At 51.1% G+C, this 16042-nt stretch carries 20 protein-coding genes; all 20 read right to left on the bottom strand.

Annotated elements, in window-relative coordinates:
- Positions 1 to 4 precede the first annotated feature (4 nt).
- Entirely contained in the window at positions 5 to 544 is a 540-nt protein-coding gene (gene rplE / locus ACFCTO_RS04155) for a 50S ribosomal protein L5 (protein ID WP_014015747.1), read from the bottom strand.
- Between the two features lie 21 nt (positions 545 to 565).
- A complete protein-coding gene (gene rplX, locus ACFCTO_RS04160) occupies positions 566 to 883 on the bottom strand; it encodes a 50S ribosomal protein L24 (RefSeq protein WP_499876442.1) in 318 nt (105 codons plus the stop codon).
- Positions 884 to 899: 16 nt separating this feature from the next.
- The gene (gene rplN / locus ACFCTO_RS04165; protein WP_014015745.1) at positions 900 to 1268 is read right to left on the bottom strand and encodes a 50S ribosomal protein L14; all 369 of its coding nucleotides are present in this window, start codon (positions 1266 to 1268) and stop codon (positions 900 to 902) included.
- A gap of 25 nt (positions 1269 to 1293) precedes the next feature.
- Positions 1294 to 1548, bottom strand: coding sequence for a 30S ribosomal protein S17 (rpsQ, locus tag ACFCTO_RS04170; RefSeq protein ID WP_014015744.1), 255 nt, complete (start codon positions 1546 to 1548; stop codon positions 1294 to 1296).
- 43 nt (positions 1549 to 1591) lie between these two features.
- Positions 1592 to 1792, bottom strand: a complete 201-nt coding sequence (gene rpmC / locus ACFCTO_RS04175) for a 50S ribosomal protein L29 (protein ID WP_014015743.1) — start codon at positions 1790 to 1792, stop codon at positions 1592 to 1594.
- A gap of 1 nt (position 1793) precedes the next feature.
- On the bottom strand, positions 1794 to 2219 hold the full coding sequence (gene rplP, locus ACFCTO_RS04180) for a 50S ribosomal protein L16 (protein WP_020310052.1): 426 nt from the start codon (positions 2217 to 2219) through the stop codon (positions 1794 to 1796).
- Positions 2219 to 2887, bottom strand: a complete 669-nt coding sequence (rpsC, locus tag ACFCTO_RS04185; RefSeq protein ID WP_020310053.1) for a 30S ribosomal protein S3 — start codon at positions 2885 to 2887, stop codon at positions 2219 to 2221. The genes rplP and rpsC overlap by 1 nt, the downstream gene beginning before the upstream one ends.
- A gap of 13 nt (positions 2888 to 2900) precedes the next feature.
- Positions 2901 to 3236: a 50S ribosomal protein L22 gene (gene rplV, locus ACFCTO_RS04190; protein WP_014015740.1), complete on the bottom strand. Its 336-nt coding sequence runs from the start codon at positions 3234 to 3236 to the stop codon at positions 2901 to 2903.
- A 13-nt stretch (positions 3237 to 3249) separates the two neighbouring features.
- Positions 3250 to 3525, bottom strand: coding sequence for a 30S ribosomal protein S19 (gene rpsS / locus ACFCTO_RS04195; protein WP_014015739.1), 276 nt, complete (start codon positions 3523 to 3525; stop codon positions 3250 to 3252).
- Positions 3526 to 3549: 24 nt separating this feature from the next.
- A complete protein-coding gene (gene rplB, locus ACFCTO_RS04200; protein WP_020310054.1) occupies positions 3550 to 4377 on the bottom strand; it encodes a 50S ribosomal protein L2 in 828 nt (275 codons plus the stop codon).
- Positions 4378 to 4407: 30 nt separating this feature from the next.
- Complete coding sequence (gene rplW / locus ACFCTO_RS04205; protein WP_014015737.1) at positions 4408 to 4692, bottom strand: 50S ribosomal protein L23; 285 nt, start codon at positions 4690 to 4692, stop codon at positions 4408 to 4410.
- On the bottom strand, positions 4692 to 5315 hold the full coding sequence (rplD, locus tag ACFCTO_RS04210; RefSeq protein WP_226885140.1) for a 50S ribosomal protein L4: 624 nt from the start codon (positions 5313 to 5315) through the stop codon (positions 4692 to 4694). The genes rplW and rplD overlap by 1 nt, the downstream gene beginning before the upstream one ends.
- 31 nt (positions 5316 to 5346) lie before the next feature.
- Positions 5347 to 5985, bottom strand: coding sequence for a 50S ribosomal protein L3 (rplC, locus tag ACFCTO_RS04215; RefSeq protein WP_014015735.1), 639 nt, complete (start codon positions 5983 to 5985; stop codon positions 5347 to 5349).
- Positions 5986 to 5999: 14 nt separating this feature from the next.
- Positions 6000 to 6311 carry a 30S ribosomal protein S10 gene (gene rpsJ / locus ACFCTO_RS04220; RefSeq protein WP_014015734.1) on the bottom strand — a complete coding sequence of 104 codons (312 nt, stop codon included), beginning with the start codon at positions 6309 to 6311 and terminating at the stop codon, positions 6000 to 6002.
- Positions 6312 to 6950: 639 nt separating this feature from the next.
- Positions 6951 to 8144 (bottom strand): elongation factor Tu, encoded by a 1194-nt coding sequence (tuf, locus tag ACFCTO_RS04225; protein WP_014015733.1) that lies wholly within the window; start codon positions 8142 to 8144, stop codon positions 6951 to 6953.
- A gap of 31 nt (positions 8145 to 8175) precedes the next feature.
- Positions 8176 to 10248: an elongation factor G gene (gene fusA / locus ACFCTO_RS04230; protein ID WP_292261058.1), complete on the bottom strand. Its 2073-nt coding sequence runs from the start codon at positions 10246 to 10248 to the stop codon at positions 8176 to 8178.
- Between the two features lie 39 nt (positions 10249 to 10287).
- Complete coding sequence (gene rpsG, locus ACFCTO_RS04235) at positions 10288 to 10758, bottom strand: 30S ribosomal protein S7 (RefSeq protein WP_014015731.1); 471 nt, start codon at positions 10756 to 10758, stop codon at positions 10288 to 10290.
- 56 nt (positions 10759 to 10814) lie between these two features.
- Positions 10815 to 11186 (bottom strand): 30S ribosomal protein S12, encoded by a 372-nt coding sequence (gene rpsL, locus ACFCTO_RS04240; protein ID WP_014015730.1) that lies wholly within the window; start codon positions 11184 to 11186, stop codon positions 10815 to 10817.
- A gap of 80 nt (positions 11187 to 11266) precedes the next feature.
- Positions 11267 to 11512 carry a L7Ae/L30e/S12e/Gadd45 family ribosomal protein gene (locus ACFCTO_RS04245; RefSeq protein ID WP_020310059.1) on the bottom strand — a complete coding sequence of 82 codons (246 nt, stop codon included), beginning with the start codon at positions 11510 to 11512 and terminating at the stop codon, positions 11267 to 11269.
- 272 nt (positions 11513 to 11784) lie between these two features.
- On the bottom strand, positions 11785 to 16041 hold the full coding sequence (gene rpoC, locus ACFCTO_RS04250) for a DNA-directed RNA polymerase subunit beta' (protein WP_292261061.1): 4257 nt from the start codon (positions 16039 to 16041) through the stop codon (positions 11785 to 11787).
- Position 16042 lies beyond the last annotated feature (1 nt).

Below are 16042 nucleotides of genomic sequence, written 5' to 3' on the forward strand. Positions count from 1 at the left end.
TCTATTACTTTTCAAAAGGCATGCCCATCATTTTCAGCATGTCACGGCCTTCTTCGTCGGTCGTAGCTGTGGTAACGATGGTGATGTCCATGCCGCGAGCTTTATCAACCTTATCGTATTCGATTTCCGGGAAGATAAGCTGTTCTTTCAGGCCGAGGGTATAGTTGCCGCGGCCGTCGAAACCGGTGGCACTGACGCCGTGGAAGTCACGGACGCGGGGCAGTGTCAAGTTCATCAGTTTATCGAGGAATTCATACATCCGTTCGCCGCGCAGGGTAACTTTGCAGCCGAGGTTCATGCCTTCACGGATTTTGAAAGCTGCGATGGATTTCTTGGCTTTCGTGATGATCGGTTTCTGACCGGAAATGATGGTCATATCATTGACAGCAGCGTCCAAGGCTTTGGAGTTGGTAACAGCTTCGCCAACGGCCATGTTGATAACAACTTTGGTAACCTTCGGAATCTGCATTACGTTTTTATAATTGTATTTTTCCTGCAAGCCTTTTACGACTTCGGAAAGGTATTTGTCTTTTAATCTGGACACTCTCAAGGGCCTCCCTTCTTATTAGATAGCTTTACCGCTCTTTACGGCTGTACGGACTTTGGTGCCATCGGCCTGCTGGACCATTTTGACACGAGTCGGTTTGCCGCTTTCAGGATCTACGAGCATTACGTTGGAAACATGGATTGCTGCTTCCTTGGTGATAATGCCGCCTTGAGGATTGTTCTGACTCGGTTTCGTGTGGCGCTTAACCAGGTTAAGGCCTTCAACTACAACACGGTCTTTTTTCGGATACGTTGCGATGACCTTGCCTTTTTTGCCTTTTTCTTTACCAGCGATGACGATGACCGTATCGCCTGTTTTAACGTGTATTTTACCCATTGAGAACACCTCCTCCTTATAATACTTCCGGAGCCAGGGAGATGATCTTCATGAAATCTTTTTCACGCAATTCTCTGGCAACGGGCCCAAAAATACGAGTACCTTTCGGGCTTTTATCATTATTGATTACGACAGCTGCGTTTTCGTCGAAACGGATATAGGAACCGTCTGCACGGCGCAAACCTTTTTTAGAACGAACGATAACAGCTTTGACTACGTCGCCTTTCTTGACAACGCCACCGGGTGATGCATCTTTAACAGATGCGGTAATGATATCACCAATGTTGCCATATTTACGATACGAGCCACCCATGACCTGGATGCACAAGATTTTCTTGGCGCCAGTGTTATCGGCAACATTCAACACAGTTTCTTGCTGAATCATGGCTTAACCTCCTAATTAATGAAGCTTATTTAGCTTTTTCTACGATTGTCACTACTCTCCAGTGTTTCTGTTTGGACAGCGGACGAGTTTCTTCGATGCGGACTACGTCGCCAACATGGCATTCGTTGTTTTCATCGTGGGCTTTGAATTTTACAGTCGAGATAATCGGCTTTTTGTACAGCTTGTGCTGTGTTTTATATTCTACAGCAACGACAACGGTTTTGTCCATTTTATCGCTGACAACTTTACCTACGCGGATCTTCCGTTCATTTCTTTCCATCTGTGCTTGTGACCTCCTTTTAGATTCCAATTATGGACGTTTCTTACGCCTGCGCTTTCAGTTCTGCTTCACGCTGTACCGTTTTGATGCGAGCGATCGTCTTTTTGACTTCGCGGATACGCATTGGATTTTCTAATTGGCCGGTCGCATGTTGAAAACGGAGGTTAAACAATTCTTCTTTCAGGCTAACCACTTTTTCATCCATTTCGGCAGCGCTCAGCGCACGGATTTCTTTAACCTTCATTTTATTCACCACCTAATTCCTGACCTTTAACAACAAACTTCGTTTTAATCGGCAGCTTATGGCCGGCAAGACGCATTGCTTCACGAGCAATTTCTTCGCTTACACCGCCCATTTCAAAGAGTACGCGGCCCGGTTTTGCAACGGCAACCCAGTATTCAGGAGCGCCTTTACCGGAACCCATACGAGTACCAGCCGGTTTTGCCGTGATCGGTTTGTCCGGGAAGATTTTGATCCAGACTTTACCACCACGTTTGATATAACGGGTCATAGCGATACGGGCTGCTTCGATCTGGCGGTTCGTGATCCACGACGGTTCGAGAGCGACGAGACCGAAATCGCCATGAGCAACTTTATTACCACGATGTGCCTGGCCTTTCATGCGGCCACGGAACTGTTTACGATATTTAACACGTTTTGGAATTAACATTATGCTTCACTCCCTTCGCGTTTCTTCGGAGCTTTCTTAGCTTCCGGGAGGATTTCACCTTTGTAAATCCAGCATTTTACGCCGATGCAGCCATATGTCGTATGAGCTTCAGCGAAGCCATAGTCGATGTTAGCGCGGAGCGTGTGCAAGGGGATGGAACCGTCGCGAAGGCTTTCGCTGCGAGCGATTTCAGCACCGCCAAGACGGCCGGAGCACATGATTTTGATACCTTTAGCGCCCATACGCATGGTACGGCCAACGCACTGTTTCATAGCGCGGCGGAAGCCGATACGGCGTTCGAGCTGGCCGGCAACGTTTTCAGCAACCAGTGTTGCATCCATTTCGGCCTGTTTGATTTCTGCGATGTTTACGTCGACAGTCTTAGTGGTGAAGGCTTTCAACGCTTTTTTAATATCTTCGATACCTGCGCCGCCACGGCCGATGACCATGCCCGGTTTTGCGGTATGGATAATCAATTTGATACGTTTTGCAGAGCGTTCGATTTCAATACGAGAAACACCTGCGATGTATAACTGTTTCTTTAAGAATTCACGGATCTTGACGTCTTCATTCAAAAGTGCAGCGTAATCTTTTTCTGCATACCATTTTGCGTCCCAAGGTTTGGAAACGCCGACGCGGAATCCATGGGCATTAACTTTCTGACCCACTCCATTTCCCTCCTTATGCTTTTTCGTCAACAACAACCGTCAAATGACTGGAATGTTTGAGAATTTTGAAGGCCTGTCCACGGCTGCGCGGATGAATACGTTTCATCGTGGAATCCTGGTCAACAAAGATTTCAGAAATGAACAATTTTGCAACGTCCATATCATTGTTATGTTCCGCATTAGCAACGGCACTGCGCAAAGTTTTTTCAACTACACGGGAACCCACTTTCGGAGTGAATTTCAAGATAGCGAAAGCTTCGCCGACGTTTTTGCCCCGAACCAAGTCAGCAACAATCCGAATTTTACGGGGAGCAATGCGAATGTGTTTCGTAACAGCTTTTACTGCCATTTATGTTACCCCCTTATTTAGTTACTTTTTCGGCTTTAGCATGACCCTTGAACGTACGAGTCGGTGCGAATTCGCCTAATTTATGACCTACCATATCTTCCGTGATATAGACAGGTACATGTTTACGGCCGTCGTGAACAGCGATGGTGTGGCCGACGAAGCTCGGCAGGATCATCGAGGCACGGGACCAGGTTTTGATTACTTTCTTTTCGTTGGCTTCGTTCATAGCGTCGATTTTCTTCAAGAGATGGTGTGCTACGAATGGGCCCTTTTTAATGGATCTGGACACTTAGTTATCTCCTTTCCTCAACACTTATTTACGTCTCTTCACAATGAATTTATTGGAAGCTTTCTTAGCGTCGCGAGTCTTAACGCCATAAGCAGGTTTACCCCAAGGAGTAACCGGACGTTTACGACCAACAGGAGCTTTACCTTCGCCGCCGCCATGCGGATGATCGCACGGGTTCATGACAACACCGCGGTTGCCCGGACGGATGCCCTTCCAACGGGAACGGCCGGCTTTACCGATGGTAATGTTTTCATAATCCGTATTGCTGACTACGCCGATCGTAGCGCGGCAGCGTACGTGTACCTGACGAAGTTCGCCAGACGGAAGGCGGAGCAGTGCATAGTTGCCTTCTTTAGCCATGAGCTGAGCCGATTCACCAGCAGAACGGACCATCTGGCCGCCTTTGCCGATTTTCAGTTCAACGTTGTGTACGAGTGTACCGAGGGGGATATTCTGGAGCGGCAATGCGTTGCCGACTTTGATATCCGATTCCGGGCCGCTGTAGACGACGTCGCCAACTTTAAGGCCGTTCGGAGCGATGATATATTTCTTTTCGCCATCTGCGTAGAACAGAAGAGCGATGTTGGCAGAGCGGTTCGGATCGTATTCGATCGTCGCAACTTTTGCCGGGATGTTATCTTTAATACGTTTGAAGTCGATCAAACGATAACGGCGTTTGTGACCACCGCCCTGATGGCGGACAGTCATACGGCCGCTGTTATTACGACCGCCCTTATTGGTTACTTTAGCCAATAAGGATTTTTCCGGTTTAGACGCCGTGATTTCTTCGAATGTCGAAACAGTCATGAAACGGCGGCTAGCGGAGTACGGTTTAAATGATTTAATGGCCATTGTAGTGCCTCCTCCTTATTCGTTAATTCCTTAAGCTCCTTCGAAGAATTCGATGGTTTCGCCTTCCTGAAGGGTTACGATGGCTTTCTTGTAATCCGGGCGCTTGCCGATGTATTTACCCATGCGCTTGAATTTGCCCATCGTGCGAAGTGTTGCTACGCTTTTAACTTTGACGCCGAAGACGGCTTCAACAGCTTTACGGATTTCAACTTTATTAGCACGGAGCGGTACTTTGAATGTGTATTTGCCATCAGACATCATCATGGTCGTTTTTTCAGTGATGACCGGTTTCAGCAAGAGATCATGCATGTTCATTATGCGAGCACCTCCTCAATCTTAGCTACAGCGCTCTTCGTAACGAACAATTTCGTGTAGTGGAGCAGGTCAAAGATGTTGACGCCCGTAGTGGAAATGGCTTTAACGCCTTTGATGTTGCGTGCGCAGCGTTCTACGACTTCATCGTTGTCGGTGATGAAAAGGACTTTTTCACCAGCGAATTTGAAGTTGTTGATGAGTGCGACGACTTCTTTCGTCTTCGGAGCTGCGAGATTGATTTCGTCGAGGACGAACAATTCGTTAGTATTGACTTTATCGCTCAAAGCGGATTTAACGGCGAGGCGACGAGCTTTACGCGGCATTTTCTGTGCGTAAGAGCGCGGATGGGGACCCCAGATGGTGCCGCCACCAACCCACAACGGGCTGCGGCTGCTGCCTACACGGGCCCGGCCGGTTCCTTTTTGTTTCCAAGGCTTTCTGCCACCACCGCGAACGACGCCGCGAGTTTTGGTGGAATGTGTGCCCAAGCGCTGGTTGGCGAGCTGACGGAGAACGGCCTGACGCATAACGGCTTCGTTCACTTCAACGCCAAATACGCTATCGTTCAATTCGATTTCACCGGTCTGTGCACCGGTAATATTATACGTGCTTACTTTTGGCATTATATTTTATCCTCCTTCCTGTAGACAACTATTAGCGGGGTTTTACAGTATCGCGAATCATGACGAGGCTGCCTTTGGCGCCCGGGATACCACCTTTAACCAGGATCAGGTTCTTGTCCATGTCGACTTTGACGATGGAGAGATGAAGAACAGTTGCCTGATTGCCACCCATTTGTCCAGGAAGTTTTTTACCTTTGACGACTTTACCGCCGCCACCACTGGTCATAGGTCCGAGAGAACCGGGTTCACGATGAGATTTGGAGCCGTGACCCATCGGTCCGCGGTGGAAACCGTGACGTTTGATGGTACCTGCAAAACCTTTGCCCTTGCTGGTGCCAATTACGTCGACGAGATCGCCGCTTGCGAAAATATCAGCTGCCAGAGTTTGGCCTACCGTATATTCCGGCGTATCTGTCAAACGGAATTCGCGAAGATACTTAACAGGAGCAACGCCTGCTTTGTCGAATTGACCCTTAACGGGTTTTGTCAGATGTTTTTCTTTGATTTCACCATAGCCGAGCTGAATGGAGTTGTATCCGTCCGTATCAACGGTCTTGACACGTACAACTACGTTCGGGGAAGCTTCGACGACGGTTACAGGGACGACTGCGCCTTCTTCAGTAAAGACCTGAGTCATACCTAATTTTTTACCCAAAATAGCTTTAGACATAATCGCACCTCCTCCTATAATTTGATTTCAATGTCTACGCCTGCCGGCAGATCGAGTCTTGTCAAGGCATCAACGGTCTTATTGGATGCTTCGAGAATGTCGATCAAGCGTTTGTGCGTACGGAGTTCGAACTGTTCACGAGAGTCTTTGTTGACATGGGGAGAACGAAGAATCGTGAAGATGTTCTTTTCTGTCGGAAGCGGAATCGGTCCGGATACCATAGCACCGGTACGTTTCGCCGTGTCGACGATTTTCGCCGCGCTCTGATCAAGCGTTTTGTGATCGTAAGCTTTGAGGCGAATACGAATTCTTTCCTGTTTTGCCATTACTTAATTCCTCCTAACGTCTATTTCCTTGAATAGACTGCTCCATAAGAGTTTCCCCGCAAGGCGGGCAACATCTTATATCATAGTTTAGCGCGCCGCAGAGGGTATTACCCTGTTGTCGCGTACTTACTTAGTTTACTACAAAAAGGCGCATCATGCAAGGAGTTTTCTATGTTTTTGAGAAATAATCGAACCAATTTAACATGGGTCCCATGTCGTTGCATCATGCTAAAGGACTTGTCGCATGACGACAAGTCCTTTAAGTTGTTAGCAGTTAGTGGCTAGTGGTTAGCAGCCCGGCTCTCCTGCTAGGAGAGCTGTCAGCGCAGCTGACTGAGAGGTTAACCTCTCCGGCCCTTCGGGCCACCTCTCCTATGAGGCGAGGCTTTGGTGCCCCACGCTACCGTAACCGCGATTCCCTCATTATGCCAGAAGCGGGCTCGCCACGTGCGAGCCCCTACAATCGCTTCCCCTCTGACGTACCAATGGAATGAAGCAAAGAACCCTTCCACCGCAAGCGGTTCCCCTCCCCTTCGCAGGGGAGGCTTTGTATGCAAAAAAGAGGCTGTCGCATATGCGACAGCCTCTTTGCGAACAGCGGACTGCGAACAGCCAACTGCCAATGACCTTATGTAATTCTTAGCCTTCGATTTCGGAAACGACGCCAGCGCCTACTGTACGGCCGCCTTCGCGGATAGCGAAGCGGAGGCCGGCTTCGATAGCGATCGGAGTGATGAGTTCAACATCCATTTTGACGTTATCGCCAGGCATGCACATTTCAGTGCCTTCCGGGAGCTGGATGACGCCAGTTACGTCAGTTGTACGGAAGTAGAACTGCGGACGATAGCCGTTGAAGAACGGAGTGTGACGGCCGCCTTCGTCTTTCGTCAAGACGTAAACCTGAGCTTTGAATTTCGTGTGCGGATGAATGGTACCCGGTTTAGCGAGGACCTGGCCGCGTTCGATTTCTTTACGGTCGACGCCGCGGAGAAGAGCGCCGATGTTGTCGCCTGCTTCAGCGCGGTCGAGGATCTTACGGAACATTTCAACGCCCGTAACAACCGTATCTTTCGGTTCGTCAGCGAGGCCGACGATTTCAACTGCGTCGCCAACTTTGAGTTCGCCACGTTCAACACGGCCTGTAGCAACAGTGCCGCGGCCTGTGATGGTGAAGACGTCTTCGACAGGCATGAGGAACGGCTGGTCCGTCGGGCGCTGCGGAGTCGGGATGTATTCGTCAACAGCATCCATCAATTTGAGGATGGACGGTTTGCCGATTTCGCTTTCGTCGCCTTCGAGGGCTTTGAGAGCAGAGCCAACTACGATAGGAACTTCGTCGCCGGGGAAATCGTAGGAGCTGAGGAGATCACGAACTTCCATTTCAACGAGTTCGATGAGTTCCGGATCGTCAACCTGGTCAGCTTTGTTGAGGTATACGACGATAGCCGGTACACCAACCTGGCGGGCCAAGAGGATGTGTTCACGAGTCTGGGGCATCGGGCCGTCAGCAGCGGAAACGACGAGGATAGCGCCGTCCATCTGAGCAGCACCGGTGATCATGTTCTTGACATAGTCAGCATGGCCCGGGCAGTCAACGTGTGCATAATGACGTTTGTCTGTTTCATATTCAACGTGTGCCGTGTTGATTGTAATACCACGTTCACGTTCTTCCGGAGCCTTGTCGATATCAGCATAGTCTTCGAATTTAGCGTAGCCTTTTTCAGCCAAAACTTTGGTGATGGCAGCTGTCAAAGTAGTTTTGCCGTGGTCGACGTGACCGATCGTGCCAATGTTAACATGCGGTTTGGTTCTTTCGTAATGTTCTTTAGCCATTTGCTGTTCCTCCAGTGTGAGTTAAATTATATTAGCCTTTTTCGCTGATGACTTTTTCGGCTACGTTCTTCGGAACTTCTTCGTAGTGGTCGAATGTCATCGTATAAACGCCACGGCCCTGCGTACGGGAACGCAAATCCGTTGCATAGCCAAACATTTCTGCCAGCGGTACGAATGCGTTGATATGTTCTGCACCGGAGCGCATTTCCATACCTTCGACACGACCACGGCGGGAGTTGAGGTCGCCGATGACGTCGCCCATGTATTCTTCAGGAACGACAACTTCGACTTTCGTGTACGGTTCGAGGAGAACCGGGTCTGCCTTGCGGGCACCTTCTTTGAAGCCCATAGAGCCAGCGATCTTGAAGGCCATTTCCGAGGAGTCGACTTCATGGTAAGAACCGTCGTATACGACAACTTTGATATCGACCATCGGGAAACCAGCCAAAACGCCTGTTTCCATTGCCTCTTTGACACCGGCTTCAACGGAGCCGATGTATTCCTTAGGAATAGCGCCGCCAACGACTTTGTTTTCAAATTCGTAGCCTTTGCCCTGTTCCTGCGGAATGAGTTCGAGCCAGCAGTCACCATACTGACCACGGCCGCCGGACTGACGCTTGAAGAAACCACGAGACTTGACATCTTTGCGGATGGTTTCGCGGTAAGCAACCTGCGGTTTGCCGACGTTGCAGTCTACTTTGAATTCGCGGGACATGCGGTCGACGATGATATCCAAATGGAGTTCGCCCATACCGGAGATGATGGTCTGGCCGGTTTCAGCATCGGTCTTGACTTTGAATGTCGGGTCTTCTTCAGCCAGACGAGCCAAGGCAATGCCCATTTTTTCCTGGTCAGCTTTCGTCTTCGGTTCAACGGCTACGGAAATAACCGGATCCGGGAATTCCATCTTTTCGAGGATGATCGGGTGTTTTTCATCGCACAGCGTATCGCCTGTAGTCGTATCTTTCAGGCCGACGATACCGCCGATATCGCCCGTGTAGGCTTCCTGGACTTCTTCACGGTGGTTAGCGTGCATCCGGAGGATACGGCCAACACGTTCTTTTTTACCTTTTGTCGAGTTGTAGACATAGGTACCGGCCTGTAACGTACCGGAGTAAACGCGGAAGAATGCCAGTTTGCCGACGAAGGGGTCAGCCATGATCTTGAATGCCAATGCGGAAAGCGGTGCATTGTCATCAGCTTCACGGGTTTCTTCTTCTTCAGTGTCGGGGTTGGTGCCTTTGACCGGAGGAATATCCAACGGGCTCGGCATGTAGTCGACGACAGCGTCGAGGAGCATCTGGATCCCTTTGTTCTTGTAAGCAGAACCGCAGAGGACCGGGAACAATTTGTTCGTGCAGACGCCTTTACGGATAGCTGCTTTCAATTCGTCGATGGTGATTTCTTCACCTTCGAGGTATTTCATCATGAGGTCTTCATCGGTATCGCAAACAGCTTCAACCATGATGTCATGATATTTCTTAGCTTCTTCTAATTCGTCTTCCGGGATGTCGACAACTTCGATTTCTTTACCGAGTGCATCGTCATAGACTTCTGCTTTCATGGTAATGAGGTCGATGATGCCGCGGAAGGTTGTTTCAGCGCCAATCGGGAGCTGAATAGCAACGGCATTCGCCTGGAGACGATCTTTCATCATGTCGACAACGTTCAGGAAGTCAGCACCGGTCGTATCCATCTTGTTGACGAATGCGATACGGGGAACATGGTAATGTTCAGCCTGACGCCATACCGTTTCCGACTGCGGTTCTACGCCGCCCTTTGCGGAGAAAACAGCAACAGAGCCGTCGAGTACGCGCAGCGAGCGTTCAACTTCAACCGTGAAGTCAACGTGCCCCGGAGTATCGATGATGTTGATGCGGTATCCCTTCCAGTGAGCCGTCGTAGCAGCCGACGTGATGGTGATACCACGTTCCTGTTCCTGAGCCATCCAGTCCATGGTAGCAGCGCCGTCATGAACTTCGCCGATCTTGTGGACACGGCCGGTGTAGAACAGGATACGTTCTGTTGTCGTGGTTTTACCAGCATCGATGTGAGCCATGATGCCAATATTTCTCGTTTTTTCCAAAGAAAATTCTCTTGGCACGGTTTTTTCCACTCCTCAAAAAATAATAAATATCGTAAATTACCAACGATAATGTGCGAAAGCTTTGTTAGCTTCAGCCATTTTATGAGTATCTTCCTTTTTCTTGATGGCAGCGCCTGTGTTGTTGAAGGCGTCCATCAATTCGCCAGCGAGCTTTTCTTTCATCGTGCGTTCGCCGCGTTTACGGGCATAGCCGACAGTCCAGCGGATACCGAGGGACAGGCGACGGTCTGCACGTACTTCGACAGGAACCTGGTAGTTAGCACCACCGACGCGGCGGGCACGGACTTCCAGGACAGGCATAACGTTGTTGAGAGCCTGTTCGAATACTTCCAAAGGATCTTTATTCATTTTAGAACGGATGATGTCGAAAGCATCATAAACGATGGTTTCAGCGACACCTTTTTTGCCGTCCAACATAACTTTGTTGATGAAGCGCGTTACCAATTTGGAATGGTACACCGGATCCGGCAGCACATCACGCTTCGGCACGGGGCCTTTTCTTGGCATGTCTAATTCCTCCTCTATGCTATGTAAGTCATCTTGTTCATCTTAAATGGCAAATCTTATTTGCCTTTCTTAGCGCCGTATTTAGAACGGGACTGCTGACGATCTGCTACGCCAGCTGTATCCAAGGCACCGCGGACGATGTGATAACGTACACCAGGAAGGTCTTTGACACGACCGCCTCTGATTAATACAACACTGTGTTCCTGTAAATTGTGACCAATGCCGGGAATATAAGCAGTTACTTCGATGGAGTTCGTCAAGCGAACACGGGCAACTTTACGCAGAGCAGAGTTAGGTTTTTTCGGGGTAGCTGTGTACACACGAGTGCAAACACCGCGTTTCTGCGGGCAGTTTTTCAAAGCCGGTGCTGTCGATTTTGTGACGGCAACCTGACGTCCTTTACGAACCAATTGGCTGATTGTTGGCATTTGGGCACCTCCTCTCCAAACAATTAGATTTATAATGTAATCATCAACGAGCAGAGCTCATGAGATGATGTTACCGAAAATTATTTTAACAAGCCGACAGCTGCAGCTTTTACCTTGATGTGGCAGGCCATGCCCAGCTCCGTCATGGTATACGCGCGGTCGACAGGGATGTGAGCGCCTTCGGCTTCTGCAATAAGCGGCGCTACGACCTGTTCATCGCAATCATTGGCGATGTACAGTTGTGTGACTTCGTTTCGTTTCATTGCTTTCAGGGTTTGCTTCGCGCCCACGGTCTTGCGGACACTGGCAGCTAGTTCCAAGCTCACGAAACCTCACTCCTTACGTCTTGCAATTTAGACGCAATACTTTCATTGCGACACTTAGATATTTTATCATCACGCTTATTATATGTCAATGAGTTTTTTGGTAAAAACTGCGTAATCAGTACATCTTTTATTACACGCGTCCTAGTGATTCGTGAGCCACGAGCCTTCCCATATATACAAAACGGGCTCGCCACGTGCGAGCCCCTACGAACGACAAACCACTAACAACAAAAAAGGCGCCGTCTTCATGGGACAGCGCCTTTTTTACTCTCTTAATGTCCGGCTTCCGGTGTCGTATCGGCACCTTCCGGTGCGTCTACGGGGTTGCCTTCTTCGTCTTCATAGCTGATAGACGGAACGGTCTTTACGACCTTGATCTTGCGGTAGCGGCTCATGCCCGTACCAGCCGGGATGAGTTTACCGATGATGACGTTTTCTTTAAGGCCCAGGAGCGGGTCGATCTTGCCTTTGATAGCAGCATCAGTCAGGACACGGGTCGTTTCCTGGAAGGATGCAGCCGACAGGAAGGAGTCCGTTGCCAGTGCGGCCTTGGTGATACCGAGGAGCATCGGTTTGCCGATAGCAGGCTTGCCGCCATTGCTTTCGATGCGCTTGTTCATATCTTCAAAGATGTTGACGTCGATATAATCGCCCGGCAATACATCGGCATCGCCGGCGTCTTCGATCTTCATCTTGCGCAGCATCTGGCGTACGATGACTTCGATGTGCTTATCGTTGATACCAACACCCTGGGATTTGTATACCTTCTGTACTTCGTATACGAGGTACCGCTGGGTAGCTTCGACACCCAGGATGTGCAGGATGTCGTGGGGGTTGATGGAGCCGGCCGTGATGCGGCTGCCCTTTTCGATGAAGTCGCCTTCATGTACGACGAGGTGCGAACCGAACGGGATGGTGTAGCTCCGTTCTTCACCGTCCTTGGAAGTGACATGGACGATGTTGATATCGTGATGGTCTTCTTTTTCGGTAATCGATACGGTACCGCTGATTTCCGTGACGATAGCATTGCCCTTCGGCTTACGGGCTTCAAACAATTCTTCGACACGAGGAAGACCCTGGGTGATATCGCCGGCCGTTGCGACACCGCCCGTATGGAAGGTACGCATGGTCAGCTGTGTGCCCGGTTCACCGATGGACTGAGCAGCGATGGTGCCGACCGATTCGCCGACATTGACCTTGCCGCCCGTACCGAGGTCGCGGCCATAGCACTTCGCGCAGACGCCATAACGGCTGCGGCAGGTGAGGACGCTGCGGATCCGGACTTTATCATAGTATTTTGCAATTTCTTTGGCCTGGTCTGCCATGATTTCTTCGTTGAGGGCAACGATGACTTCGCCCGTTTCCGGGTTGACCAGGGTTTCGGCAGCCGTACGGCCTTCGATGCGGTCTTCCAGCGATTCGATGACGCCGTTGCCGCTGTCTTCGACGATAGCCGTGACTTCGACGCCGCGGATGTCGTTGTTGCGGACCTTGACTTCATCGACGTCGCTGTTGAGGATGCGGTCGATGGCATCTTCTGTGAGCGGCGTGCCTTTGGCGCAGATTTCAATGCCGTTGGAATCAATGACGGCTTTTTCGACAGTCTTGCCGAGCATATTTTCCGCCATGGATTTGCGGATAGCTGCGCGGAAACCTTCTTCCGGAGCACCGAGGGAAACCGTTTCGATGACGTTGGTGTGGTTCAGGTCATCGTTGATATCCATCTGGCTGCCGCGGAGGTAGAGTTTCGGGATCTGGTGTTCGATGACCGTATCCATATCGTCATTGGTCAGGAGATGTTCTGCCGGGAAGACGATGTCGCCCGTTTCCGGATCCGCTACATCACGGGCCAGGACGCGGCCGATGAGCTTGTCACGCAGGAGGTTGACAGCCTGGCGGCACGAGCTGGCCAGACGGGCCCGTTCGCGGACGAGGTCGATGCCGAATACGTCGCAGTCATCTTCACGGACAATGACGTCCTGAGAGACGTCGACGAGACGACGGGTCAGATAACCCGAGTCAGCTGTACGCAGTGCCGTATCGGCCAAGCCTTTACGGGCGCCGTGAGACGAGGTGAAGTAGTCCAGTACGGACAGGCCTTCACGAAAGTTCGCTTTGATCGGCAAGTCGATGATACGGCCCGACGGGTCAGCCATCAAGCCACGCATACCGGCAACCTGACGAATCTGGTCACGGCTGCCTCGAGCGCCGGAGTCAGCCATCATGAAGATCGAGTTGAACGGGTCCATGTTATCCATCATGACATCCGTAACGTCGTTGGTGGCCTTTGTCCAGATTTCGACGCTCTTGTTATAGCGTTCGTTTTCGGTAATCAAGCCGCGCTGGTACATGGCATAGGCATTCTGGACCTTCTTGTCGGCTTCATTGAGGATATCCCATTTTTCTGCCGGGATCTGAATATCAGAAATAGCGATGGACATACCGGCCTGGCGGGCGTAATGGTAGCCGATGGCCTTGATCTTGTCCAGGAGTTCTGCCGTCTTGGTATTGCCGACGAGGTGGAAGCAGGCATCGACGAGTTTGCCGATCTGTTTCTTGCTCATGAGGACGCCCAGGCAGTTGACGTCGACATATTCTTTATCTTTCTTGAATTCAGCCACAGCGGCTTCGTCGATCTTACGCTTCGGCAAGGGGCGCGTAGCCGTGAGGTCGACACCGAATTTTTCTTTCAGCTGCGAGAAACCATAGTCGCGGATATGGCCTTCTTCGTCTTTGATCTTGACGAAGTGGGACCAGTCGATGAGGCCGTTTTCATAGGCGAAGACCGTGTCCTTCGGGTCCGTGAAGACCATGACTTTATCCGTATGGAAGAGGCGCAGTGGTTCATAGATCTGATAGTTGTAGAGCAGTTTGCCTGCCGTCGTTTCGATGAGGCCGTGGCCAGGGATGCGGACCTTGATCAGGGCTTCGATGTCGATGACTTTGGCATCGTAAGCGAGCATGACTTCATCGTAGTTGGAGAAAATCTTGCCTTCGCCCTTGGCAGCCGGTTTGACCAGGGTCAGGTAATAAGCACCGAGGACCATGTCCTGTGTCGGGACGGCGACCGGTTTGCCATCTTTCGGAGCCAGGATGTTATGAGACGAAAGCATGAGCGTCCGTGCTTCGGACTGGGCTTCTACGGAAAGAGGCAGATGGCAGGCCATCTGGTCACCGTCGAAGTCGGCGTTGAATGCCGTGCAGACCAGCGGATGCAGTTTGATGGCGCGGCCTTCCCAGAGGATCGGTTCGAAAGCCTGGATACCCAGACGATGCAGTGTCGGGGCGCGGTTCAAGAGGACAGGATGTTCCTTGATGACGTCTTCCAGGACGTCCCAGACTTCACTGTTGACGCGTTCGACTTTCTTCTTAGCGTTCTTGATATTGGTAGCAATGCCTTTTTCGACGAGTTTCTTCATGACGAAAGGCTTGAAGAGTTCCAGGGCCATTTCTTTCGGCAGGCCGCACTGGTGCATCTTCATTTCCGGACCGACGACGATAACCGAACGGCCAGAGTAGTCGACACGTTTACCGAGCAAGTTCTGGCGGAAACGGCCCTGTTTCCCTTTCAGCATATCCGACAGGGATTTCAGGGGACGGTTGCCCGGGCCCGTGACCGGACGGCCGCGGCGGCCGTTATCGATGAGGGCATCGACGGCTTCCTGGAGCATACGTTTTTCGTTGCGGACGATGATGTCCGGTGCGCCCAGTTCCAAGAGGCGGCTCAGGCGGTTGTTACGGTTGATGACCCGGCGATAGAGATCGTTCAGGTCGGACGTGGCGAAGCGGCCGCCGTCGAGCTGTACCATCGGGCGCAGTTCCGGCGGGATGACCGGGATGACATCCATGATCATCCATTCCGGTTTGTTGCCGGAGTGGCGGAAGGCTTCGACGACTTCCAGCCGGCGGATAGCGCGGACGCGGCGCTGGCCCGACGAATCGCGGAGTTCATCGCGGAGCTGTTTGTCCAGCTGGTCCAGGTCCAGGCCCTGCAGCAGTTCCTTGACAGCTGCAGCGCCCATACCGACGCGGAATTTATCGCCGTACATATCCAGATACTGACGATATTCCGTTTCCGTCATCAGCTGCTGCTTGGTAAGCGGCGTATCGCCCGGATCGAGGACGATGTACGAGGCGAAGTACAAGACTTTTTCCAGCGAACGGGGAGAAATATCGAGGATCAGGCCCATCCGGCTGGGGATGCCTTTAAAATACCAAATATGAGATACCGGTGTAGCCAGTTTAATATGGCCCATCCGTTCACGACGGACTTTGGCGCGCGTGACTTCGACGCCGCAGCGGTCGCAGACGACACCTTTATACCGGATACGTTTGTATTTGCCGCAGTGACATTCCCAGTCCTTTGTCGGCCCAAAAATGCGTTCGCAGAACAACCCATCCCGTTCCGGTTTCAATGTACGGTAATTGATCGTTTCTGGTTTCTTGACTTCCCCGTGGGACCATTCGAGGATCTTTTCCGGCGAAGCAAGACCGATCCGCATGGAATCGAATTCATTCACATCAAGCACT

The sequence above is a fragment of the Megasphaera indica genome, assembly GCF_046614755.1.
GTDB lineage: Bacteria > Bacillota > Negativicutes > Veillonellales > Megasphaeraceae > Megasphaera > Megasphaera intestinihominis.

Coding starts and splice junctions, on each gene's coding strand:
- rplX (WP_499876442.1), bottom strand. CDS start 883: ATGGGTAAAATACACGTTAAAACAGGCGATACGGTCATCGTCATCGCT.
- rplN (WP_014015745.1), bottom strand. CDS start 1,268: ATGATTCAGCAAGAAACTGTGTTGAATGTTGCCGATAACACTGGCGCC.
- rpsQ (WP_014015744.1), bottom strand. CDS start 1,548: ATGGAAAGAAATGAACGGAAGATCCGCGTAGGTAAAGTTGTCAGCGAT.
- rpmC (WP_014015743.1), bottom strand. CDS start 1,792: ATGAAGGTTAAAGAAATCCGTGCGCTGAGCGCTGCCGAAATGGATGAA.
- rplP (WP_020310052.1), bottom strand. CDS start 2,219: ATGTTAATTCCAAAACGTGTTAAATATCGTAAACAGTTCCGTGGCCGC.
- rplV (WP_014015740.1), bottom strand. CDS start 3,236: ATGGCAGTAAAAGCTGTTACGAAACACATTCGCATTGCTCCCCGTAAA.
- rplB (WP_020310054.1), bottom strand. CDS start 4,377: ATGGCCATTAAATCATTTAAACCGTACTCCGCTAGCCGCCGTTTCATG.
- rplW (WP_014015737.1), bottom strand. CDS start 4,692: ATGAACATGCATGATCTCTTGCTGAAACCGGTCATCACTGAAAAAACG.
- rplD (WP_226885140.1), bottom strand. CDS start 5,315: ATGCCAAAAGTAAGCACGTATAATATTACCGGTGCACAGACCGGTGAA.
- rplC (WP_014015735.1), bottom strand. CDS start 5,985: ATGTCTAAAGCTATTTTGGGTAAAAAATTAGGTATGACTCAGGTCTTT.
- rpsJ (WP_014015734.1), bottom strand. CDS start 6,311: ATGGCAAAACAGGAAAGAATTCGTATTCGCCTCAAAGCTTACGATCAC.
- tuf (WP_014015733.1), bottom strand. CDS start 8,144: ATGGCTAAAGAACATTACGAAAGAACCAAACCGCATGTTAACATTGGC.
- rpsG (WP_014015731.1), bottom strand. CDS start 10,758: ATGCCAAGAAAAGGCCCCGTGCCGAAGCGTGATGTGCTGCCGGATCCG.
- rpsL (WP_014015730.1), bottom strand. CDS start 11,186: ATGCCAACAATCAGCCAATTGGTTCGTAAAGGACGTCAGGTTGCCGTC.